Raw genomic sequence first — 20,778 nt, 5'->3', positions numbered from 1 at the left:
GGCCGCGCGTGTCCCGCACCGTGCACGCTACTCCCCCGGCGTTCGCCGGTGCCAACGGTCGACACCGTCACCGACCGCCCGCCGATCCCCAGACCACCGGGAGCGGGGTCGGTGATCCGCCGCACCGCAGCCGGCTGCTGCGAGGTCATGACGTTGGTGGCGTGCGAGAAAGTCGTTCGCGCAGGCGAGCGGCGAGTTCCGCCTCGTCGGCCGTGACCAGCCGGTAGTCCCGCACGACGACGCGCCCTCCGACGACCACGTGTTTCGGCCGACGCCCGGGCGATGCCCACAGGAGGCCCGCCACAGGATCGTGAACGCCCGCGTCGGCGACGCCGGACACGTCCCACACGCACAAGTCACCCGCCGACCCGGCACCCAGCTGCCCGAGCTCGGGTCGCCCCAGCCCCGCGGCGGAACCCGCCGTGGCCATCCCGAGCACGGTGCGCGCGGGCAGCTGCGGCCCCACGAGGGCCGATACCTGGAGGGCGAGCCGGGCGTCGGCGAGCAGGTGCCCGGCGTCGTTGCTGCCTCCGCCGCTCGTGCCCAGGCCGACGACGACGCCCGCCTCGATCAGCGCGGCGACCGGCGCGACACCCCACCCCATGGGCACGTCGCACCCCGGCGCGTGCGTCGCGGTCACGCCCGCCTGCGCGAGGAGGCGGATCTCTCCGGGGGTGACGTCACACAGGTGGGCCACCGTGACGTCCGGTGCCAGCCACCCCCATTCGCCGAGGAGCTCCAGTGGCCTGCGCCCGTAGCGCGCGACGGCGATCGCGGTGTCGACCTGCTCGTTGGCCTGGGTCCGGCGGCGCAGGCCGTGGCGGGCCGCGACCGCACCGAGGGCCGCGAACGTCTCCCGCGCGTCGGAATGGACCCCGGCGGGCCCGACCGCGACCTGGAGCATGCCATCCGGCGAGACCCCGCCGGTGGCCCCGGGAACGAGCGCGGTCACGATGGCCTCGGCGGACTCGCCCGCCCACTCCGGATCGTCCCGTGCCGAGCCGCGCACGAAGACGAGCCGGGCGCCGAGCGACCGGACAGCCTCGGCCGTCGCCGTCGCAAGGGCGACGGTGTCCGCGATCGGGACGCCGTGCGGCCAGTTCAGGTGGTGGTCCGCGATGGTCGTGACGCCGCACAAGAGGCTTTCGGCCGCGCCCACCGAGGCGGCGACGGCGTAGGCCTCCGGGTCGTGGCCCACTCTCCCGCACGCGGCGGCCATCGCGGGCAGCCACTCGGCCATCGGCACCCCCCGCGTTCCGGGCAGGGTGCGGAACGCGCTCTGCAGCAGGTGGTGATGGGCGTTCACGAGCCCCGGCGTGACAACGCATCCGGCGGCGTCGAGCACCGTCTCTTGCGGGGACCCGTCGTCGAGCGCGAGGTCACCGCTGTCCTCTGTGGACGAATCGACGAGAATGCGCTCCGCGTCCCGGATCGTCAGCACGGTCACAGCTCCAGGACGAGCCGGCCGCCGCGCGCACGCGAGACGCAGATCATCATGGTGCGGTTCGCCGCCTGCTCGTCTTCGCTCAGGATCGAGTCCCGGTGCTCGGCGGTACCGTCGAGGATGGCGGTCTCGCACGTCCCGCACGTGCCCTCGCGGCAGGAGGAGAGCACGAGAGCCCCAGCCTCCTCGGCGACGTCCAAAATGGACCTGCCGGGCGGAACCGGGAACGTCTGTCCGGACAACGCGAGCTCCACCTCGAATTCGGCCTCGGCCGTCGCCGGGACGACCTTCGGCGTGAAGCGCTCGACTTGCAGGGAACCCCGCGGCCACGCTTGCATCGCCGCTTCGACGGCGTCCATGAGACCCGTGGGCCCGCAGCAGTAGACGACGGTTCCCGGCGCGGGAACCTCCAGGAGCCGGCCGGGGTCGAGCCGGGCGCCCTCGGCGCTCACCTTCAGCTCGACCTTCCCGGGGTGACGGCGTTCCAGGCCGTCGGCGAACGCCATCGACGCCCGGGTGCGTCCGGCGTACACCAGCCGCCACGGCGTGCCGTTCGCCTCGGCCGCCTCGATCATGGGCAGGATCGGGGTGATGCCGATGCCGCCGGCGACGAAGAGCGCGGGAACCTCCGGCCGGAACTCGAAGTGGCCGACCGGCCCGCGGGCCCGCAGCGCCGTCCCGGTCTCGAGGACGTCGTGGACATACGCCGATCCGCCCCGCCCCGCCTCGGCGCGCCGCACGGCGATCCGCCAGGTGCCGGCGGCCAAGGGCCCGCAGAGCGAGTACTGACGCTCGTCCGCCGTCGGGAGCACGAGGTCGATGTGCGCTCCGGGCCGCCACGCGGGCAGGCGGCCGCCGCCGGCGGGCGCGAGGTCCAGGATCACGACGCCGTCGGCGGCGGGGGTTTTCGCGAGCACGACGAGGTCGATCATCCGTCCTCCGGGAGTTTCTGTTTCACCACGACGAGGTGGAACCGCGTTCCGTCGGGCGAGCACCAGCGGTGTGCCGTGCCGCCCGGGTAGTAGACGGAGTCGCCCGCGTCGAGCCGGACCGTCCCGTCCTTCTCGAGGTCCAGCAGGAGCGCCCCGCTCACGACGTGGACGAACTCGTCCTCGGGGTGGCGGAAGTAGTCCCCGAACTCGGTGGTCGTCCCGGTCCACGCGATCGGGTCGAACGCCCGCCTGCCGCGCGTGAGCAACCTGACCTCGCCGTTGGGGAACTGGTTGCGGGCGCCCTCGCCGGCGCGCAGTACGTCCGCTCGCCCGATGCCGGTGTCCGGCAAACCCGGGGCACCGGCGGCGATGAGCTCGACCTGGGTCGTGCCGAGGGCCTTCGCGATGCGGTCGAGCGAAACCATGCTCGGCCGGGTGTGCCCGCGCTCCAGCTGGCTGAGGAACGGGTGCGAAAGTCCCGTGCGCCCGGCCAGCTGGACGAGCGTGAGACCACGGGACCGGCGCAGCTCGCGGATGCGCGCGCCGACCCGCTCGGCCTGCTCGTCGACGACGCGTGAGGCTTCCTTCACGGTGACCGCCACCGCCCGGCCGGACCGCAAGGGCAACACAAAGAACACGGGACTTTACACATCGGAAATCTCGGCTCCGTACCGTTCGGCAATGTTGATGTGGTCAACATTCGCACCATCCCCGCAGTTCCGCAACACCGACACCGGAGAAGCGCATGGCGAACCCGCTGCCCCGCCCGCTCGCCGCGGTGCGCAACGCGCAGCTGCCCGACGGGCGCGTCGTGGACGTCTCGTTCGCCTCGGGCGCGGTCAGTGCGATCACCACCGCGGGCACGGCCGACCTCGCCGGGCCGGCGCTCGATCTGGGTGGCCGGCTGCTGCTTCCTGCACCGGCGGAGCCCCACGCGCATCTCGACAAGGCCCGGAGTTTCGACGCCGCCAACCCGAAGCTCGGTGACCTCGGCTCCGCGATCGACGCGTGGCGGTCGCACGCGTCGGCGATGAGCGTCGAGTCGATCGTCGAGCGCGCCCGGGCTCAGGCCCTCGCGATGCTCGCCGCGGGGACCACGGCGATCCGTTCCCATGTGGACGTCCTCGGCGACGGCGGTGCGGGCCTCGAAGACGTGACGCGCGGAGCCCGTGCCCTCGTGCAGGTCCGGGCGGAACTCGCGGGCCTCATGGACATCCAGCTCGTGGCGCTCGCCGGGCCGCACTGCCCCGACCACCACCTGGAAGCGGTCCTGGACGCCGGAATCGAGCTCGTCGGCGGCGCCCCGCACCTCGCTCCCGACCCCGCGGCCGATCTCGCGCGGCTGCTGGCGATCGCGGAGCGGCGCGGGATCGGCGCCGACCTCCACACCGACGAGAACCTCGCCGGCCCGGTCACCCTCGACGCCTACGCCCGCGCGGTGCGCGACTGGCCGGACGACCGCCCACGCACGGCAGGCCACTGCGTGCGGCTCGGCACTCTGGAAGCCGCGCGCCGGGACGCGATCATCGCGGACGTCAAGGCCGCGGACGTCGGCATCGTCACCCTGCCCATCACGAATCTCTACCTCCAGGGCTGGGAGCACCCCGTTTCGAGGCCACGCGGTCTCGCGCCGTTGCGCGAGCTCCTCGACGCGGGCGTCCGCCTCGGCGCCGGGGCGGACAACGTGCGCGATCCGTTCAACCCGGTGGGCCGCGGCGACGCACTCGAAACCGCGTCGCTCCTCGTCACGGCGGGCCACCTCTCCCCGGAAGAGGCCTACGGGCTCGTGAGCACCGGGGCGCGATCCGTCATGGGACTGCCGGCCGCGGGCACGGCGGTCGGTTCCCCGGCCGACTTCCTCGCCATCCGGGCCGTGAACCTCGTCGACGCGATCGCCACCGCACCCGCCGACCGCATCGTCATCCACCGCGGCCGCGTCGTCGCGATCACCGAGACAAGCAGCGAACTCCCGGCGCTGTCCGTCCCCGCTTCCTGAAGGGAATTGCCATGTCCACCACGACCGCGGCCGAGCCGGCCGTTCGCTCGACCCTGCTGGACTTCCGCGACGTCGACCTCGTCTTCCCCGACGGAACGGCGGCGCTCGGCGGCGTCGACCTGACCGTGGACCGCGGCGAATTCGTCTCGATCGTCGGCCCGAGCGGCTGCGGCAAGTCGACGTTGCTGCGCATCGCGTCCGGCCTCGAATCGGCTTCGGGTGGAACGACCGACGTGAGCACCAGCCGCATCGGTTACGTCTTCCAGGACGCGACGCTCCTTCCGTGGCGGTCGGTGCAGGGCAACGTCGAACTCCTCGCCGAGCTCAACCGGGCGGCCAAGGCGGACCGGGCCGCGAAGGCAGCCGCCGCGATCGGCCTCGTCGGCCTCGACGGATTCGAGAAGCACCTTCCGAAACAGCTCTCGGGCGGCATGAAGATGCGCGTCTCGCTCGCCCGGTCCCTCACGCTCGACCCCGAACTGTTCCTGTTCGACGAGCCGTTCGGGTCGCTCGACGAGATCACGCGCGAACGCCTCAACGACGAGCTCCTGCGGCTGTTCACCGAGCAGCGCTTCGCGGGGCTGTTCGTCACGCACTCGGTCTCCGAGGCCGTCTACCTCTCGACCAAGGTCGTCGTCATGTCCGGCCGGCCGGGCACCATCGTCGCGCGGTTCGACGTGCCGTTCCCGATGCCACGGGATCCCGACATCCGCTTCACCCGTGAGTTCGCCGAGCTCGTCGGCGACGTCTCGCACGCGCTCAGGAAGGGGCACCGCTGATGCCCACCCTTCAGGAAACCGCGGCCCGCCGGACCACCGCCGCACGCTCCACCCTGAAGCCGCGGCGCGTCCGGAAACCGGCGTCGTGGTGGCAGCCCCTCGTGGCCTTCGGCGTCTTCATCGGGGTGTGGTACGCGGTGGCGGCGTATTACGACAAGACGGTCGAGTCGCCTTACCTCGTGCCGTACCCGCACCTCGTGCTGACGGCGATCATCAACGACACCCGCCCCGACGGCGCTCCGACCGGGTTCAACGCGAACCTGTGGGCCGCACTCGGCCGCACGACGGTCGTTTCGCTCGTCGGTCTCGGCGCCGCCATCGTCCTCGGGATCCTGTGGGCCACCGTCATGGCCCAGGCGAAGGGCCTCGAGAAGGCGCTGTATCCGTACGCCGTCGTGCTTCAGTGCGTGCCGATCCTCGCGCTCGTGCCACTCATCGGGGCGCTGTTCGGCTACGCCTTCCTCTCCCGCGTGATCGTCACCGTCATGATCGCGCTGTTCCCCATGGTCTCCAACACGCTCTTCGGCCTGCACTCCACGGACCGTGCGCAACGCGAGCTCTTCGCACTCCAAGGCGCCGGCCGGCTGACCCGCCTGGTCAAGCTGCAGATCCCGGCCGCACTCCCCTCGATCTTCGTCGGCCTGCGCACGTCGGCGGGCCTGTCCGTGATCGGCGCGATCGTGGGCGACCAGTTCTTCCAGCGCGGCGAGCCCGGCCTCGGCGTCCTCATCCAGGTCACCGCGTCCCGCCTGATGGGCCCCGAGCTGTACGCGACGATCATCATCGCTTCGCTCTACGGCATCGCCGTCTTCCTCGCCTTCGGGCTCATCGGCCGGCTCGCGGTCGGCCGCTGGTTCGACTTCACCTGATTTCCCCCTCCCCCGAACGGAGTTCCATGCGCACCCGACCCCGCACTGCCGCCGTCACCCTGTCCGTCGCCGCGCTCGCCGCCGCCCTCACCGCCTGCGGCGGGAGCGGATCGGCCGACGCCGGTGCGGCGCCCCCGACGCCCACCCCGACCGGACCCGCCGTCGACCTCGCCGGCGTGTGCCCGGCCACCGTCGTCGTCCAGACCGACTGGAATCCCGAGGCCGACCACGGGCACCTGTACCAAATGCTCGGCCCCAACCCCGCGATCGACGCCAGTCAGAAGTCCGTGACGAGCGACCTCTACGCCAACGGCAGGCCGACCGGCGTCAAGCTCCAGGTCCGCGCCGGCGGGCCGGCAATCGGCTTCTCGAAGGTCTCGGCCCAGATGAACCAGGACAAGTCGATCACCCTCGGCTACGTCTCGACCGACGAGGCCATCCAGTTCTCCGGGGACATGCCGACCACCGCCGTGTTCGCCGAGAACGACAAGTCGCCGATGATGATCATGTGGGACCCGAAGACCTACCCGGACGTCACCACGATCAAGGATCTCGGCGGCAAGCTCCAGGCGAACGGCGGCGTCGTCCGGTACTTCAACGGCGCCGCCTACATGTCCTACCTGACCGGGGCGGGCTACCTGCCGGCCGGCATCATCGACGGGAGCTACGACGGCGCTCCGGCGAAGTTCGTGACGGCCAAGGGGAAGGACGCGCAGCAGGGCTTCGCGACCGCTGAACCGTACGTCTACCAGAACGAAATCGCCGCGTGGGGCAAGCCGCTCAAGTTCCAGCTCGTCGCGGACACCGGCTGGTCCCCCTATCCGGAGACGATGTCCGTCCGCACCGCCGACCTGGCGTCGCTCTCGCCGTGCCTCAAGAAGCTCGTGCCCGTCATGCAGCAGGCCGACGTCGACTTCGTGAAGAACCCGGCGGCGACGAACGACCTCATCGTCAAGCTGGTGCAGGCCTACAACAACGGCTGGACGTACGACGCCGCGGTGGGCAAGGCCGCCGTCGCCCAGATGAAGGACCTCAAGATCGCGACCGACGCCGGCCACGGGCACGTCGGCGCGATGGACGACCAGCGCGTCTCCGACCTCATCAAGACGGCGGCGCCGATCTTCAGCAAGTCGGGCGGGCACGTCAAGGACGGGCTCACCGCCGCCGACCTCGTCACGAACCAGTTCCTCGACCCGAAGATCGGCTTCGGCTGGTGAACAGGAGCGCCATGACCTCCCCGGAAAGCATCGAGGCGCTGCGCGCCGAACTCGTCGAGCTGCTCGGCGAGCGCGGCGTGAGCGCCGACCTCAAGACCCGCGAGCGCGCCTCGGTCGACGAGGCCACGATGAGCCCCATCCTCTCCGAGCAGCTCCCGCTCGGCCTGGCCGACCTCGTGGCCTACCCGGCGAGCGCGGAGCAGATCGCGGCGGTCGTGGCCGCCGCGACCCGCCACCGCGTCCCCATCACGGCCCGCGGCAAGGGCACCGGCAACTACGGGCAGGGCATCCCGCTGCACGGCGGGCTGGTCCTCGACACGACGCGCGCCCGCGCGATCGTCGAGGTCGGCGACGGCGTCATCACGGCCGAAGCCGGTGCCTCGATGGTGCAGCTGGAACGGGCGGGCACCGCGAGCGGCCAGCAGCTGTGGATGTACCCGTCGACCGCGCAGTCCACCCTGGGCGGTTTCCTGTCCGGGGGCTCGAGCGGCACGGGGTCGATCGCGCACGGCTCGAACTGGGAGGGCTTCGTCGTCGCGCTCGACGTCGCCCTCCCGGGTAATACGCCGACTCTCACGCACGTCGAGGGCGAAGACGCGCGGACCTTCGTGCACACCTACGGCACCGCGGGAGTGATCGCCCGCGCGACGGTCCGCCTCGAACCGGCCCAGGGCTGGCGTGCCGTCTACGCGAGCTTCCCGACGTTCGAGGAGGCGCTCGGTGCGGTACGGACGCTCCGCGCGCTCGACCCGCTGCCCCGGCTCGTGAGCGCGGACCGGGCCGCGGTGGCGGAACGGCTGCCCGCGGACCCCGCGATCCCCGCCGGGCGCGCGAGCCTGCGCGCGATCCTCGACGCGGCGGCGCTCGACGAGGCGTCGTCGCGCATCTCCGCGGCCGGCGGCTCGGTCGAAGACGTGCGCGAAGGGGCTCAGCAGACGGTCAAGGTCTCGATGCTCTCCTACAACCACCCCATCTGGTGGCTCAAGAAGAACAGTCCCGGCCGGGAGTACTTCCACGTCGAAGTCGGTGGCGAGGCGCTGATCGACCGCATCCACGAGGTCGAGGCCGTGTACCCGGGCGGCATGCTGCACATCGAGGCCGGGCACCGCTTCCCCATCGGGATGCTCACCGCGGAGTACACCGGCGCGGCGGACGTCTACGCGGGGTACGCGAAGCTCGTCGAACTCGGCGTGCGGGTCCACAGCCCGCACCAGTTCTACGTCGACCACGGAGTCGAAGAGCTCCTCGCGCTCAAAGAACGCACCGACCCGGACGGGCTGCTCAACCCCGGCCACCTCGGTGTGCCCGAGCTCGCCGTCACCCTGCCCGCGCAGGCCAAGATATGAACCGCGCCATCACCGAACTCGCGGGCCCGTCGCTCGCGGACCGGATCGGCAAGGAATCGATCGTGGTCCTCCCGACGGGCGCGATCGAGCACCACGGGCCGCACCTGCCGCTCAGCACCGACGCCCTGATCGCGGAAGCAGTCGCCGACGCCGCCGTCGAGCGCGCGGTCTCCGCAGGCGTCGACGTCTGGCAGCTCCCGACGCTCACCTACACGAAATCGGACGAGCACAGCTGGGCACCCGGCACGGTCTGGCTCGACACCGAGACCCTGTTCCGCACGGTCGTCGAAATCGGGCGGTCGGTGGAGCTCATGGGGGCTGGGACACTCGTGTTCGTCAACGGGCACGGGGGCAACGTCGCGCTCCTGCAAGTGGCGCTGAGGGAAATCCGCAAACGCTTCGGGCTCAAGACGTTCCTCATGCCTTCGCTCGCCCGCACGGACCCGCCCGCGGGACTCGGCGAACGAGGGCTCGGCATCCACGGCGGCGCCGCGGAAACCTCCCTCGTCCTGCACCTGCGCCCCGACCTGGTGGACCTCTCGCGTGCCGAGCGCTGGGTGCCCGAGCACTTGGCGGACTTCCGGCACATCGGCTTCAACGGGCGCCCGGTGAGCTTCGGCTGGCTGTCGGACGACTTCGGCACCCCGGGTGTCGTCGGAGACCCCACGCAGGCGACCCCCGCCTACGGCGAGGTGCTCTGGGAAGCGTCGGTGCACCAGGCGGTCGAGTCCCTCCTCGAGATCGCCCGCTTCGAGCACAACCCCACTGGCTGACGTTCGGCCGCCATCCAGTGCGTTCCGAGCTGTGCGCAGTCACTGCTGCGGCGACCGGAAACGTTGCCCGCCACCCGGCGGGCTGAAGGGCTGTCGAGCGGCGCCGGGCCGCGTCTGGTCAGCGGTCAAGCCACGGAGCGAGCAGCTTCTCCAGATCGGCATCCGACAACGCACGCGGGCCGCCGTGGAACTCGTGCCACCGCGAAGCGTCCCGCGCCGCGTTGTACTCGACCTCGAACGCCCGCATCAGCACGTACATGAACGTCACCGAGACGAAGTCCCTGGCCGTCGAATACGCAACGCGCAACGTCCGCGTGAACGCTGTTTCACCAGGCATCATCCGCACCCCGATGCACCCTGCTCGACGCACGAGGCCCTGGCCGCTCTTCACCCGGTCAGGCGACCCGAGCGACCTCGTCGACGCAGTCGTCTACTTGGAGCGCGCGCCGTTCGTCACCGGCGAAATCCTGCACGTCGACGGCGGCCAGAGCGCGGGACCTTGACGTCATGGACATCCTCACCGGAGTGCTCGACGCGTGGAAGGCGGCGGGCAACGCGCACGAGCCCGAGCGCGTCGCGGACGTCTTCACCGAGGACGCCATCTTCCAGGGCCTCCACCCGTACAGCGTGGGCCGGAACGGCGTGGCGGCGTACTACGACTCCCAGCCACTGGGCATGACGGCGGACTACCGGTTCCTGTTCGGCGTTCGAATCGGCGCGTTCCTGGTGCTGTTGTTCGGAGGCACCCAGCTACCCCTCCCCCACCACAACGCCTTCGACACGGAACTCGTGTCAGCTCGCCAGCCCGGCAGCAAACACGGCCAGATCGGCAGCGGTGCCGGCGAAGACGTCTTGATCGCCGGGGAACGTGCCGGATTCGGCCCACTGGCAGAACGTGTAGTCACTCCACCCAGCAGGCATGCCGGGCGGGCCGCCGCGACACCGGTGCCGGCCACTGCGCGCATTGAGCGGAATTTCACGAGTAGCCCATCTGCCAGTCAGTCGTTCTTGGACTACTGCCTATCTTCCGTACCACCAAGGCACGTCCGACTCGCCGAAGAGCATCACGAACGCGGAAACCGGAAAACGACCGTCCGGCGGGTGGAAGTCCACGGTCGCCTCGACCTCTTCAGCGCTGAGCAAGGTCAGCCCGGCATCCCGGAGCAGCTCGATGATCCGCTTCTCCTCCGCCGGCCTGTCCTCACCGAAACCGGTGACCACGTCAGCGCGCGCCAATTCGCGACCGGCATCGCTGTACGTCAGCAACGAGTACGGCCCCACCGCCGACAGCCACAGCGACCACGCCGACCGACTCCGACGGTGCGGCTGCAGGGTATACGAAACGCTGACGTCCAGCGGGTCAGTCCAGTCCTCGACGTGGAGGAACTCCCTGAATCCGTCCAGGACCGGCTTCCACCGGTTGTCCCTCAACGCGTCGGAGAAGAACCCGTAGTACGGGTTCTGGAGATCTCCATAGGCACGGCGGGCATGCTCGAGGGACTCCTCCGACCGGTCTTCCATCCCTAATGCCATGGCGAACCGTGCATTCCCTTCTGGGGATACGTGCTGACACGCACGCTCCACTGCCGCTTACCGTTCGAGTGCCGACCGACAGGATACGGCAGCCGAAGTTTCCGGATATGCGGCTGAGTTTTACTGGGCTTGCCGAATGCCGTGCCGAGCCTGGTGTGGAAGTTCGCCCACTTACGGCCGTGGAAGAAGGCCGAAACCTCCTTCTTCCCCGTCTTGAGATGGTTGATGTAGTCGGCCGTGCCCTTGATGTGGCCGGCTTGCTTGACGTGGTCGATCTTGCCGGTGAAGCGTTTGACCGCCTTGATCGCCTTGGAGATCTTGCCACCGACTCCGCCGGTCACCGCGCCGAAAGCCGAGGACGCAGCGGCCGCCCAGTTGCCCTGGACCGCATACCCGACTGCGGCGATGCCACTGGCGATCGCCCCGATCGGACCGGGAACCCACGAAACGATCTCGGCGATGGGCGTGACGACCCGCGCCACGGCCTGCACGCCGCTCCACAGCGATCCCCAGAAGCCGTTGCCGTCGAGGTCGTTGGCGTTGATCGGGTCGCCGAGGACGTAGTCGTAGTCGTTGGCGGAGCCGCCCTCGACGGGGTCGACCGAGAGGAACCGGCCCAGCAGCGGGCTGTAGGGCCGGGCCCCCATCTGCACCAGCGACAGCCCACCGGCGTGCTCGTAGGCGCGCTGGTGTTCGCCGAGCCACCCGTAGTCCATCGAGCCTGGCGAGTTGTCCGGCACGTTCTGAGCGTCGACCGCACCGTCGACCTTGAGCGGCTGGCCGTAGGGATCGAACGTGCGCAGCTCCCCGACCTGGTGGCCGGCTGCGTCCGTGGACAGAACGAGGTCTCCGCGCACCGACGGGTGGTCGAACGACGGGGTGAACGCCCCGTCCGAGCCGGCCTTGCTCGTGTAGAGCACCCCACCGGGCAACGACAGCGACAGCGACGTGAGCCTGCCGTTGCCGTTGAGCGTCAGGTCGGGGCTGTCCCCGTCGGCGGTGAAGCCGTACCGCACGACCGTGTTGTTGTCGCAGTCGAGCGGATCCCGGCGCACGATGCGGTTGGTGGCATCGCGGGTGTAGGTGACGTCGGCGTCGTAGGTGACGCCGGACAACGCGGTGGCACCTTCGGTGCTCAGCAGCCGGTCCGCGGCGTCGTAGCAGTACCGCGTCTCGGCGGTGCCGGGCTGGGTGGGTTTGGCTTGCTAGGCCGTCACTCTGGCCCTGATGCTCGCACTCGGCCGGACCACGACAAGTGTTCCCGGCGGCAACGTCGGACTGATCAGCCGGTACGTCTTGGTAGCAGCACTGGCCACGATCCCGATGCTCGTCCTGACCGCCTAGCACCGTCCACAGTGGCCACGGCGATATCTCGCCGTGGCGGTTGTGGGACTGTCCCTCGTCACGCACGCCATCGGCGGCGGCAAGGCCGACGAAGTCCGTCGCAGCTACGCGCCGCTCAACCTGTCCGCGATCGCCCTCCGCGTCGACGCCTCTGCGGCGCTGGAGGCACTGCACATCCAGCGCGCCGCCGGCCCCGCGGCCCGCGCGTTACGGGCCTACCCGTTCTCCGATGACTTCACGCTCGGCTGCCACGGTCCCGAGATCGGCAGTCACCTCGACCTGGCAACCGCACAACCGACGTCAGCAAACGCAGCCGGAGCACTCGATGCTCCCGTCATGGACGCGGGCGCCATCACCACCGGCTGGGCCGTCATCAACGGCGCCCACCCGGACTGCATCCTCATCACCGACCAAACCGGGACGATCACCGGCGGCGGCATCACCGGCCTGCCCCTTACTGCCAAACAGACTGCGGCAGCCGCACCCGGCGCCACCGCCTGGCAGGCAACGGCAGGCCCCACGAACGGACCGCTCGCCGTGCTCGCCGTCCAAGGCGGACACCTCTACCGGCTCAACTGAACCCGATCAGCGCGCGAGCCAGGGAGCCAGCAGCTTCTCCAAGTCGGCGTCCGAGAGCGCCCGCGGGCCGCCGTGGAACTCGTGCCAGCGTGACGCGTCCCGCGCCGCGTTGTACTCCACCTCGAACGCCCGCATCAGCACGTACATGAACGTCACCGAGCTGAACCGCTCCCCCAACAGGGTTCGCGCCTCACGCGCCACCTCGGTCGCGCCGCGACCGACCACGTCCGCGAGCCGAAGCTCCTCCGCAGCCGGATCCAACAGGCTGGGCGCATACATCACGACAAACACTCCACCATCGAAACGAACAAATCTCAGCCTTCAGCGGCCAGCTGCCCACAGGCCGCAGCGATCTCCTGGCCCCGGGTGTCCCGCACCGTGCACGCGACACCGCCGGCGTTCACCAGCCGCACGAACTCCCGCTCCACCGGCTTCGGCGACGCATCCCACTTCGAACCCGGCGTCGGATTCAACGGGATCACGTTCACGTGCACCAACTGACCCAGATGCTTCCGCAGCCGCTTGGCCAAAAGCTCCGCCCGCCACGGCTGGTCATTGATATCCCGGATCAGCGCGTACTCAATGGACACCCGACGCCCGGAAGTGTCGGCGTAGTACCGGGCAGCCGAAAGAACCTCGTCCACCGACCACCGCTCGTTCACCGGCACCAGCGTGTCCCGCAACTCGTCATCCGGCGTGTGCAGCGACACCGCCAGCCGAACCTGCATCTTCTCGTCGGCAAGCTTCCGGATCGCCGGCGCCAACCCCACCGTCGACACCGTCACCGACCGCTGGCCGATCCCCAGCCCACCCGGCGCCGGGTCAGTGATCCGCCGCACCGCCGCCACCACGCGCTTGTAGTTGGCCAGCGGCTCGCCCATCCCCATGAAGACGATGTTCGACAGCCGCCCGGGGCCACCCGGCATTGTGCCGTCGCGCATGACTGCCGCCGCCGAGCGGACCTGGTCGACGATCTCCGCCGTCGACAGGTTGCGGTCGAGACCGCCCTGGCCCGTCGCGCAGAACGGGCACGCCATGCCGCAGCCCGCCTGGCTCGAGATGCACAGCGTCGCGCGGTCCGGGTAGCGCATCAGGACGCTCTCCAACAGCGTGCCGTCGTGCGCGCGCCACAGCGTCTTGCGCGTCGCGCCGTTGTCCGCCGCCAGCGCGCGGACCTCCGTCAGCAGCGTCGGCATCAGGTCCGCGACCAGGCGGGAGCGCGAAGCCGCCGGGATGTCCGTCATCTCCGCCGGGTCCACCGTCAGGCGGGAGAAGTAGTGGTTCGACAGCTGCTTCGCGCGGAAGGGCTTCTCCCCCAGCTCGGCGACGGCGGCCGCACGCTCGGACAGCGAGAGGTCGGCGAGGTGGCGCGGCGGCAGGCCGCGCTTGGGCGCGTCGAAGACGAGGGGAAGGGCAGTCATAACCGGACCAGTGTCCCACGCGCCCACCCGGGCCGCCCGTGGTGCCCCCACGAGGTGTACCCCAGGTCACCAGCCCCCGGTCGGCGACACCGCGTCACCCACAGGGATGATCCACCGTGAAAACGCGTCCGACGAAAGAGGTGAGCGCGTGTCCCTCCGGCACCTTGTCCTGGTTGTCGCGATCACCCTGGGCGTCGCCGCCTGCAGCACCCCGGCCGCGAACCCGCCGGCGCCGAGCGGGCCGCAGACGACCGTGGGCACTCTGCACCTGACCCTGCCGGCGGGGGCGACCTACACCGAGCACAGCCCGGACGGCCTCCTCGACGGCTGTATCGCCGAAGGCGCCGCGGTCTGCGAAGCGCGGGTCCTGGACCTGCGCAAGGCGGACCCCAGCGCACCGATCAACCCGCCGAGCACGAAGCGGCCCTTCGGCTGGTACACCGGCACTGACCTGCCGACGTGCATCACGCCCGCTTCGCCGCCCGGCAAGGCCTCGGGGGCCAAGAGCAGCAAGCTCCTCGACTCCGGCTTCGCGCTCATCGGGCCCAAGAAGGCCGAGTACGGCCGCTGGCAGGTCACCTGCGAGAACTCGGCGCAGAACAACCAGCTCCGGATGTGGTGGCTGCCGACGAGCCGGATCCTGGTCGTCCAGTACGGGTCCTTCCCCGGCTGGGACGCCAAGATGGACAACCTGCTCGCCGGCGCCACCTTCAGCTGACGGCGTCGAGCGCGGCCCGGATGATCGCGTCCGTGTCGATGCCGTGGTGGGCGTAGACGTCCTCCAGCGATCCCGACTGCCCGAAGCCGGTGACGCCGAGCGCGACCGACGGGACGCGGTTGATCCCGGCCAGGAACGCCAGCGTGTGCGGGTGGCCGTCGAGGACCGTCACCAACGGGCGAGCCCGCGAGGCCGGGAACACCTGGTCCAGGATCCACGTCTCGCCGTGCCCCCGGCCCGACCGCGCCTGGACCGCCTCGAACAGCAGGCCCGGGCTGGTCACGCAGACGACATCGGCCTCGACGCCGACCTGGGCGAGCCGCTCGGCCGCCGCCAGGGTGTCCGGCACCAGCGCGCCCATCGCCGCGAGCGTGACCGCCGGTTCCGCGGCCCGCCGCAGCAGGTACGCGCCCGCCACGACCTGACGGCGACGGCGTTCGCGCGCGGCCGGATCGGTGGGCACCGCGGCGAGGGTCTGGTCGACCGGGCGCGTCGAGAGCCGGAAGTACGACGACGTCCCGCCCGGCTTGCCGAGCCGGCCGAGCGCGGCCAGCAGCGTCCACTCGGTGTCGATCGCGAACGCCGGTTCGTAGCTGACGCAGCCGGGCTGCTCGATGCCGATCGACGGCGTGGTGATCGACTGGTGCGCGCCGCCTTCCGGGGCGAGCGTGACGCCGGACGGCGTCCCGATCAGGATCGACTGCCCGCCCGCGTAGATGCCGAACGACCACGGCTCCAGCGCGCGCTCGACGAACGGGTCGTACATGACGCCGATGGGCAGCAGCGGCTCGCCCCAGCGGCTCCAGGTCGCCCCCAGCTCGCCCAGCAGGCCGACCAGGTTCGTCTCGGCGATGCCCAGCTCGACGTGCTGGCCGGTCGGCTTCTCCCGCCAGTGCATGATCGTCTCGGGGTCGTCCTCGAACCAGTCGCGGCGCTCGGTGGCCGACCAGACGCCGACCTTGTTGACCCAGCCGCCGAGGTTGGTCGTCGAGCTGACGTCCGGACTGACCGTCACCACGCGCTTCGCCGCTTCGGGCGCTTCGCGCGTCAGGTCGAGCAGCACGCGGCCCAGCGCCGCCTGCGTCGTCGCGGTCCCGGACGGCGTACGCCCGATGTCGACCGGCAGGTCCAGCGAAGGCGCCGAAGGAACGTCCGGACGGCGAAGGCGCGAAGCAACTTCAGCGCACAACGCGGCTTCAGGCGACCCGTCGGCGAAGCCCTCCCACGGCGAAGCAAGATCAGTACCCAGCGAGGCAGCCAATTCTTCCATCTGCGAAACGGTCAGCAGCGAGGAGTGGTTCTGCGGGTGCCCCTGCGTCGGAAGGCCGCGGCCCTTGACGGTGTAGCAGAAGATCACCGTCGGCCGATCGTCCGCGATGGACGCGAAGGCCTCGTCGAGCGAGCCGAGGTCGTGGCCGCCGAGGTTCCGGATCGCGGCCAGCAGCGTCTCGTCGTCCAGCGACGCCACGAGCGAAGCCAGCGCCGCGTCCCCCGCGGGCAGCCGGTCGCGCACCTGGGCGGCGTCGCACCGCAGCAGCCGCTGGTACTCGGGGTTCGGCATCCCGTCGATGCGGGCGCGCAGCTCGGCGCCGCCGGGCCGGGTGAACAGCTCCTCCAGCAGCCGCCCGTACTTGAGCGTCAGCACCTGCCAGCCGGCCGCGCCGAACATGCCCTGCAGCCGGCCGGCCGCGATGTTCGGGACGACCCGGTCGAGGGACTGGCGGTTGAGGTCGACGATCCAGACGATCTCGCCCAGCTCGGCGACGCCCGGGTCGAGGATGGCCTCCCAGATCGCGCCTTCGTCGAGTTCGGCGTCGCCGACCAGCGAGTACTGCCGTCCGGTGCCGGCCGAAGATCCCCGGGCCGTCAGGTAGCGGCGGGCCAGCGCGCCCCAGATCGGGGCGGTGGCGCCGATGCCGACCGAGCCGGTCGAGTAGTCGACGGGGTCGGGGTCCTTCGCGCGGCTCGGGTAGCTCTGCAGGCCGCCGAACTCGCGCAGCGTCGGCAGGTAGGCCTCGTCCAGCTCGCCGAGCAGGTAGTTGATCGCGTGGAGCACCGGGGACGCGTGCGGCTTCACCGAGACGCGGTCCTCGGGGCGCAGGTGCCGGAACCACAGCGACGTCATGATCGAGACCAGCGACGCGCACGACGCCTGGTGCCCCCCGACCTTCAGCCCGGACGGGTTGGGCCGGACCCGGTTGGCCTGGTGCACGATCGCGGTGGCGAGCCACAGGACCCGCTGCTCGATCGCGGTGAGCGCCGGGGCGGTCACGGGGGCATGGGTCATCGTCGACACCTTTCGTGCAGGAAGCGCACACCAGGACAGCACTGGTGAACGCATCGCACAACCGATGCCGCCGAAAGTGCGCAGAATGCGCACCGGATCCGGAGGGCTCAGGCCTCCGGCTGCGCAGAATGCACGCGCTCCAGCAGGGGTGCCAGCCGGTACGGGACGAGCTCGCGCATGACGAGCGAGATGTTCGTCCGCTCCACCCCGGGCGTGGCCAGGATGTGGCCGGCGATCCGGTACAGGTCGTCGGCGTCGACGGCCACCACCTGCACCATCAGGTCGCTCGCCCCGGTCAGCCCGCACACCTCGGTCACCTCGGGGATCGTGGCGAGGGCGGTGCCGATCTCGGCGAGGCGCCGCTGGTCGACCTGCGCGTTGACGAACGCCCGCAGCGGGTAGCCCAGGCGCGCCGGGTCGATGCGGCGTTCGAAGGACCGCAGGACGCCGCGCTGTTCCAGCCGCGCGAGCCGGGCCTGCACCGTGTTCCGTGACAGGCCCAGCCGCTCGGCCAGCGCGACCGCCGTGGCCCGGGGGTCCTCCCCCAGGGCGTCCAGCAGGCGCGCGTCGATCTCGTCGATGGTCTCCGGCACCCGCCGATCTTGTCAGCCCAGGTACTTCTGGAGGTCGTCGAGGACCTTCATCGCCCCGATCGGGCCGAGGCCGAGGAACCAGACCTCGTCGGCGACCGGGATCGCGTGCTTCGCCTTGACCGCACCCAGCCCGGCCCACAACCCGCTGCTCGTGACGGCCTTCTCGTCCGCGCTCGGGCCCGCGCCGTAGCTGGAGTAGAAGATCCAGTCGGCGTCGGCCTCGTCGATGCGCTCCTTGGAGATCTGCGCGGCGAGCTCGTCGATGTTCTGGTTGGCCGGCCGCGCGAGACCGACGTCCTTGAGGATCACGCCGATGAACGACAGGTTGCCGTAGAGCCGGATGTTGCCGGAGAGGAACCGCAGCAGCGAGATCTTCGGCGCGCCCTTGACCGACGCCTTTACCTCGTTCGCGCGCTTCTGGTAGTCGTTCAGCAGCCCGACGGCCTTGGTCTCGTCGCCGAGTGACGCCCCGACCAGCAGCAGGTTCTCCTTCCACGGGAACCCGGGCCGGATGCTGAACACCGTCGGCGCGATCTTCGACAGCTGCGGGTAGAGGTCCTTGGCGCGCAGCTTGCTGCCGACGATCAGGTCCGGGGTCAGCGCCGCGATCTGCTCGAGGTTGAGGTTGTTGATGTCCCCGACCGCCGGGATGCCCTTGACGCGGTCGGCGAGGTACGACGGCACGCCGCTCTGCCCGGCCGTGGTGGCCATGCCGACCGGCGTGACGCCGAGCGCGAGGACGTCGTCGAGCTCGCCGCTGTCGAGCACGACGACCCGCGCAGGCTTCTTGTCGAGCTTCGTCTTGCCCAGCGCGTGGGTCACCGTGCGCGGGAAGACGCCGGGGCCGACGTCCGCGCCGAGCTTCGCCGTCTCGCTGTCCGCGGTGGAGAACAGCCGCCCGCCGGTGGCGACGTCCTGGTCGCCGACACCCGAGCTGCTGGGCTTCGACGGCTGGCTGCAGGCGGCGAGGAGCGTGACGGCCGCGAGCGCGGCGGTCATTCGTGTCCACTTAGGACGCATCGGGGGTTCCTTCTTCCGGAGGGGTGGCCCGCCGCCGGCCGATCGGGACGACCAGGGGCGTGGCGGAGACCGGGTCTTCGATGACCCGGCAGGGCATGCCGAAGACGTCGGCGACGAGCTCGGCGGTGAGGATGTCGGCGGGCGCCCCTTCGGCGGCGATCCGGCCGTCCTTCATCGCGATCAGGTGGTCGCCGTAGCGGGCGGCGAGGTTGAGGTCGTGCAGGACGATGACGATCGTCCGACCGTCCTCGGCGTTCAGGTCGGACAGCAGGTCGAGGACCTCGACCTGGTGGGCGATGTCGAGGAACGTCGTGGGCTCGTCGAGCAGCAGCAACGGCGTCCGCTGCGCCAGGGCCATGGCGATCCAGACGCGCTGGCGCTGCCCGCCGGACAGTTCGTCGACCGGGCGGGCGGCCAGTTCGACCGTGTCGGTCGCGGTCAGGGCGCGCGCCACGGCTTCGTCGTCTTCGGCGCTCCAGCGGCGGAAGACGCCCTGGTGCGGGTAGCGGCCGCGGCCGACGAGATCGGCGACGGTGATGCCCTCGGGCGCAGTCGGCGACTGCGGCAGCAGGCCGAGCACCGTGGCGACGTCCTTGCTGCGCCACGTCGTGAGGCCCTTGCCGTCGAGGTAGACCGCGCCTTGGGTGGGAGTCAGCAGCCGCGCGAGGCCGCGCAGGAGCGTCGACTTCCCGCAGGCGTTGGTGCCGACGATCATGGTGACCTTGCCGGGCGGGATCCGGACGGAGAGGTCCTTGACCACGCGCAGCGGCCCGTAGCCGAGTTCGAGGTTCTCGGTGTGCAGTGTCACGGCGTTCCTCACACTCGCCCGGCGCGGTTGGCGGTGGCCAGGAGCCACAGCAGGTACGGGGCGCCGACGGCGCCGGTGACGACCCCGACCGGCAGCTGTTCGCCGAGCAGGTGCTGGGCTGCGAAGTCGCCCAGCAGCACGACGAGCGCACCGGTCAGCGCCGAGGGAAGAAGGCCGGCGCGGGCGCCGCCGACGAGCCGGGTCGCGATCGGGTTGGCCACGAAGGCGACGAACGCGACCGGCCCCGCGGCCGCCGTCGCGAAGGCGGCGAGCGCGACGGCGAGCAGCAGCAGCGTCACGCGGCTGCGTTCGACGTCGAGCCCCAGGCCTGCTGCGGTGTCGTCGCCGAGCTGCAGCCCGGCGAGGGCCCGGCTTCGCAGCAGCGCCGCCGGCAGGAGGACGGCGAGCGCGGCCGCCAGCGGGACGACGTGGTCCCAGCTGCGGCCGTTGAGGTTGCCGGTCAGCCACACCAGGGCCTGCTGGGCGAGAGTGACGTCGGCCCAGGTCATCAGGTACGACACAACGCTCGTCAGCACCGCTCCGACACCGACGCCGACCAGGACCAGGCGGTAGCCGTGGACGCCGCCGCGGCGGGCGAGGAGGTAGATGGTGGCGCCGGTGAGCAGCGCGCCGGCCAGCGCCGCGGCCGAAACCACCGGGCCGGCGGCGCCGAACAGCACGATCGCGACGACCGCCGCCGCGCTCGCGCCCTGCGTCACACCGATGACGTCCGGGCTGGCCAGCGGATTGCGCAGGAGCCGCTGGAAGAGCGCGCCGGACGTCCCGAAGGCGACGCCGACGAGGACGCCCGTGATCGCTCTGGGCAGCCGGAGTTCCGTCACGACGTAGGCCGCGCGGCCCTCCCCTCCGAGAAGCAGGCCGGGGAGGTCGCCGAGCGGCACCGGGAAGTCGCCCACCGCCAGGGAAACCGCGAAGACGGCCAAGACGGCGATTCCCAGCACCACCGAGACGGCCCTGGCCCGGACGACGCCGTGTCGACGCGCGGCGGCGACCATCTCGACGGCGCTCACACCGCCACGACCTTCCGGCGCCGCACCAGGAACACGAACACGGGCGCGCCGACGAGCGCGGTGACGATCCCGACCTGCACCTCGGCCG

General features: G+C 71.0%; 22 protein-coding genes. 10 read left to right on the top strand and 12 right to left on the bottom strand.

Features of this window, described 5'->3' with window-relative positions:
- Window positions 1-145 precede the first annotated feature (145 nt).
- Genes CCN39_RS09830 through CCN39_RS09820 form a run of 3 tightly spaced genes read right to left on the bottom strand, consistent with a single transcriptional unit; the run spans window position 146 to window position 2,966 of the window.
- Window positions 146-1,447, bottom strand: a complete 1,302-nt coding sequence (locus CCN39_RS09830; RefSeq protein WP_244210706.1) for an amidohydrolase family protein — start codon at window positions 1,445-1,447, stop codon at window positions 146-148.
- Window positions 1,444-2,376 carry a PDR/VanB family oxidoreductase gene (locus CCN39_RS09825; RefSeq protein ID WP_086840535.1) on the bottom strand — a complete coding sequence of 311 codons (933 nt, stop codon included), beginning with the start codon at window positions 2,374-2,376 and terminating at the stop codon, window positions 1,444-1,446. Before CCN39_RS09825 ends, CCN39_RS09830 begins: the two co-directional genes overlap by 4 nt.
- Window positions 2,373-2,966 (bottom strand): helix-turn-helix domain-containing protein, encoded by a 594-nt coding sequence (locus CCN39_RS09820; RefSeq protein WP_244210705.1) that lies wholly within the window; start codon window positions 2,964-2,966, stop codon window positions 2,373-2,375. Before CCN39_RS09820 ends, CCN39_RS09825 begins: the two co-directional genes overlap by 4 nt.
- Before the next feature lie 155 nt (window positions 2,967-3,121).
- Between CCN39_RS09820 and CCN39_RS09815 the strand changes: the two genes are divergently transcribed.
- Genes CCN39_RS09815 through CCN39_RS09790 form a run of 6 tightly spaced genes read left to right on the top strand, consistent with a single transcriptional unit; the run spans window position 3,122 to window position 9,356 of the window.
- The gene (locus tag CCN39_RS09815; protein ID WP_086840532.1) at window positions 3,122-4,372 is read left to right on the top strand and encodes an amidohydrolase family protein; all 1,251 of its coding nucleotides are present in this window, start codon (window positions 3,122-3,124) and stop codon (window positions 4,370-4,372) included.
- Between the two features lie 11 nt (window positions 4,373-4,383).
- Window positions 4,384-5,151 (top strand): ABC transporter ATP-binding protein, encoded by a 768-nt coding sequence (locus CCN39_RS09810; protein WP_086840530.1) that lies wholly within the window; start codon window positions 4,384-4,386, stop codon window positions 5,149-5,151.
- Complete coding sequence (locus CCN39_RS09805) at window positions 5,151-6,020, top strand: ABC transporter permease (protein ID WP_086840528.1); 870 nt, start codon at window positions 5,151-5,153, stop codon at window positions 6,018-6,020. Before CCN39_RS09810 ends, CCN39_RS09805 begins: the two co-directional genes overlap by 1 nt.
- Before the next feature lie 26 nt (window positions 6,021-6,046).
- Complete coding sequence (locus CCN39_RS09800; RefSeq protein ID WP_086840527.1) at window positions 6,047-7,237, top strand: nitrate ABC transporter substrate-binding protein; 1,191 nt, start codon at window positions 6,047-6,049, stop codon at window positions 7,235-7,237.
- An 11-nt stretch (window positions 7,238-7,248) separates the two neighbouring features.
- The gene (locus tag CCN39_RS09795) at window positions 7,249-8,583 is read left to right on the top strand and encodes an FAD-binding oxidoreductase (RefSeq protein ID WP_086840525.1); all 1,335 of its coding nucleotides are present in this window, start codon (window positions 7,249-7,251) and stop codon (window positions 8,581-8,583) included.
- Entirely contained in the window at window positions 8,580-9,356 is a 777-nt protein-coding gene (locus tag CCN39_RS09790; protein ID WP_086840524.1) for a creatininase family protein, read from the top strand. Before CCN39_RS09795 ends, CCN39_RS09790 begins: the two co-directional genes overlap by 4 nt.
- A 118-nt stretch (window positions 9,357-9,474) precedes the next feature.
- Here the strand turns inward: CCN39_RS09790 and CCN39_RS09785 are convergent, their stop codons facing one another.
- Window positions 9,475-9,693 carry a hypothetical protein gene (locus CCN39_RS09785; protein WP_167455027.1) on the bottom strand — a complete coding sequence of 73 codons (219 nt, stop codon included), beginning with the start codon at window positions 9,691-9,693 and terminating at the stop codon, window positions 9,475-9,477.
- Between CCN39_RS09785 and CCN39_RS09780 the strand changes: the two genes are divergently transcribed.
- Together CCN39_RS09780 and CCN39_RS51620 are read left to right on the top strand one after the other, a co-directional pair.
- Window positions 9,614-9,859: an SDR family NAD(P)-dependent oxidoreductase gene (locus CCN39_RS09780; protein ID WP_086840520.1), complete on the top strand. Its 246-nt coding sequence runs from the start codon at window positions 9,614-9,616 to the stop codon at window positions 9,857-9,859. The two genes, CCN39_RS09785 and CCN39_RS09780, sit on opposite strands and share 80 nt — an antisense overlap.
- 4 nt (window positions 9,860-9,863) lie before the next feature.
- On the top strand, window positions 9,864-10,883 hold the full coding sequence (locus CCN39_RS51620) for a nuclear transport factor 2 family protein (protein WP_244210704.1): 1,020 nt from the start codon (window positions 9,864-9,866) through the stop codon (window positions 10,881-10,883).
- Here the strand turns inward: CCN39_RS51620 and CCN39_RS09760 are convergent.
- Entirely contained in the window at window positions 10,880-12,004 is a 1,125-nt protein-coding gene (locus CCN39_RS09760) for an RHS repeat protein (RefSeq protein WP_244210703.1), read from the bottom strand. The genes CCN39_RS51620 and CCN39_RS09760 overlap by 4 nt on opposite strands.
- Before the next feature lie 271 nt (window positions 12,005-12,275).
- Here CCN39_RS09760 and CCN39_RS09755 point away from each other — a divergent pair, with 271 nt between their 5' ends.
- Complete coding sequence (locus CCN39_RS09755; RefSeq protein ID WP_244210702.1) at window positions 12,276-12,812, top strand: hypothetical protein; 537 nt, start codon at window positions 12,276-12,278, stop codon at window positions 12,810-12,812.
- Between the two features lie 6 nt (window positions 12,813-12,818).
- On the opposite strand, the gene CCN39_RS09750 is transcribed toward CCN39_RS09755, so the two are convergent.
- Together CCN39_RS09750 and rlmN are read right to left on the bottom strand one after the other, a co-directional pair.
- A complete protein-coding gene (locus CCN39_RS09750; RefSeq protein ID WP_143263995.1) occupies window positions 12,819-13,094 on the bottom strand; it encodes a hypothetical protein in 276 nt (91 codons plus the stop codon).
- 32 nt (window positions 13,095-13,126) lie between these two features.
- Complete coding sequence (rlmN, locus tag CCN39_RS09745) at window positions 13,127-14,233, bottom strand: dual-specificity RNA methyltransferase RlmN (protein WP_086840516.1); 1,107 nt, start codon at window positions 14,231-14,233, stop codon at window positions 13,127-13,129.
- A 148-nt stretch (window positions 14,234-14,381) separates the two neighbouring features.
- On the opposite strand from rlmN, the gene CCN39_RS09740 reads away from it, so the two are divergent.
- A complete protein-coding gene (locus tag CCN39_RS09740; protein ID WP_086840514.1) occupies window positions 14,382-14,951 on the top strand; it encodes a hypothetical protein in 570 nt (189 codons plus the stop codon).
- Here CCN39_RS09740 and CCN39_RS09735 read toward each other — a convergent pair.
- The 5 genes from CCN39_RS09735 to CCN39_RS09715 form a co-directional block, all read right to left on the bottom strand.
- Window positions 14,944-17,238, bottom strand: a complete 2,295-nt coding sequence (locus CCN39_RS09735) for a thiamine pyrophosphate-binding protein (protein WP_244210701.1) — start codon at window positions 17,236-17,238, stop codon at window positions 14,944-14,946. The two genes, CCN39_RS09740 and CCN39_RS09735, sit on opposite strands and share 8 nt — an antisense overlap.
- Window positions 17,239-17,345: 107 nt before the next feature.
- Window positions 17,346-17,831 carry an Lrp/AsnC family transcriptional regulator gene (locus CCN39_RS09730; protein ID WP_086840511.1) on the bottom strand — a complete coding sequence of 162 codons (486 nt, stop codon included), beginning with the start codon at window positions 17,829-17,831 and terminating at the stop codon, window positions 17,346-17,348.
- A gap of 12 nt (window positions 17,832-17,843) precedes the next feature.
- On the bottom strand, window positions 17,844-18,830 hold the full coding sequence (locus tag CCN39_RS09725) for an ABC transporter substrate-binding protein (RefSeq protein WP_244210699.1): 987 nt from the start codon (window positions 18,828-18,830) through the stop codon (window positions 17,844-17,846).
- A 10-nt stretch (window positions 18,831-18,840) separates the two neighbouring features.
- On the bottom strand, window positions 18,841-19,659 hold the full coding sequence (locus CCN39_RS09720) for an ABC transporter ATP-binding protein (RefSeq protein ID WP_086840509.1): 819 nt from the start codon (window positions 19,657-19,659) through the stop codon (window positions 18,841-18,843).
- 8 nt (window positions 19,660-19,667) lie between these two features.
- On the bottom strand, window positions 19,668-20,690 hold the full coding sequence (locus CCN39_RS09715) for a FecCD family ABC transporter permease (RefSeq protein ID WP_244210697.1): 1,023 nt from the start codon (window positions 20,688-20,690) through the stop codon (window positions 19,668-19,670).
- Window positions 20,691-20,778: the final 88 nt, after the last annotated feature.

The organism is Amycolatopsis kentuckyensis (assembly GCF_002155975.1).
Lineage (GTDB): Bacteria > Actinomycetota > Actinomycetes > Mycobacteriales > Pseudonocardiaceae > Amycolatopsis > Amycolatopsis kentuckyensis.
Note: the sequence above shows the minus strand (reverse complement) of the source record. Positions and strands in the feature narration are given on the sequence as shown.

Excerpts from the sequence above, each read along its gene's own strand:
- CCN39_RS09795 (WP_086840525.1), top strand. The coding sequence starts at position 7,249 with ATGACCTCCCCGGAAAGCATCGAGGCGCTGCGCGCCGAACTCGTCGAG.
- CCN39_RS09810 (WP_086840530.1), top strand. The coding sequence starts at position 4,384 with ATGTCCACCACGACCGCGGCCGAGCCGGCCGTTCGCTCGACCCTGCTG.
- CCN39_RS09805 (WP_086840528.1), top strand. The coding sequence starts at position 5,151 with ATGCCCACCCTTCAGGAAACCGCGGCCCGCCGGACCACCGCCGCACGC.
- CCN39_RS09825 (WP_086840535.1), bottom strand. The coding sequence starts at position 2,376 with ATGATCGACCTCGTCGTGCTCGCGAAAACCCCCGCCGCCGACGGCGTC.
- CCN39_RS09815 (WP_086840532.1), top strand. The coding sequence starts at position 3,122 with ATGGCGAACCCGCTGCCCCGCCCGCTCGCCGCGGTGCGCAACGCGCAG.
- rlmN (WP_086840516.1), bottom strand. The coding sequence starts at position 14,233 with ATGACTGCCCTTCCCCTCGTCTTCGACGCGCCCAAGCGCGGCCTGCCG.
- CCN39_RS09735 (WP_244210701.1), bottom strand. The coding sequence starts at position 17,238 with ATGACCCATGCCCCCGTGACCGCCCCGGCGCTCACCGCGATCGAGCAG.
- CCN39_RS09725 (WP_244210699.1), bottom strand. The coding sequence starts at position 18,830 with ATGACCGCCGCGCTCGCGGCCGTCACGCTCCTCGCCGCCTGCAGCCAG.
- CCN39_RS09780 (WP_086840520.1), top strand. The coding sequence starts at position 9,614 with ATGAACGTCACCGAGACGAAGTCCCTGGCCGTCGAATACGCAACGCGC.
- CCN39_RS09800 (WP_086840527.1), top strand. The coding sequence starts at position 6,047 with ATGCGCACCCGACCCCGCACTGCCGCCGTCACCCTGTCCGTCGCCGCG.
- CCN39_RS09790 (WP_086840524.1), top strand. The coding sequence starts at position 8,580 with ATGAACCGCGCCATCACCGAACTCGCGGGCCCGTCGCTCGCGGACCGG.
- CCN39_RS09785 (WP_167455027.1), bottom strand. The coding sequence starts at position 9,693 with ATGCCTGGTGAAACAGCGTTCACGCGGACGTTGCGCGTTGCGTATTCG.
- CCN39_RS51620 (WP_244210704.1), top strand. The coding sequence starts at position 9,864 with ATGGACATCCTCACCGGAGTGCTCGACGCGTGGAAGGCGGCGGGCAAC.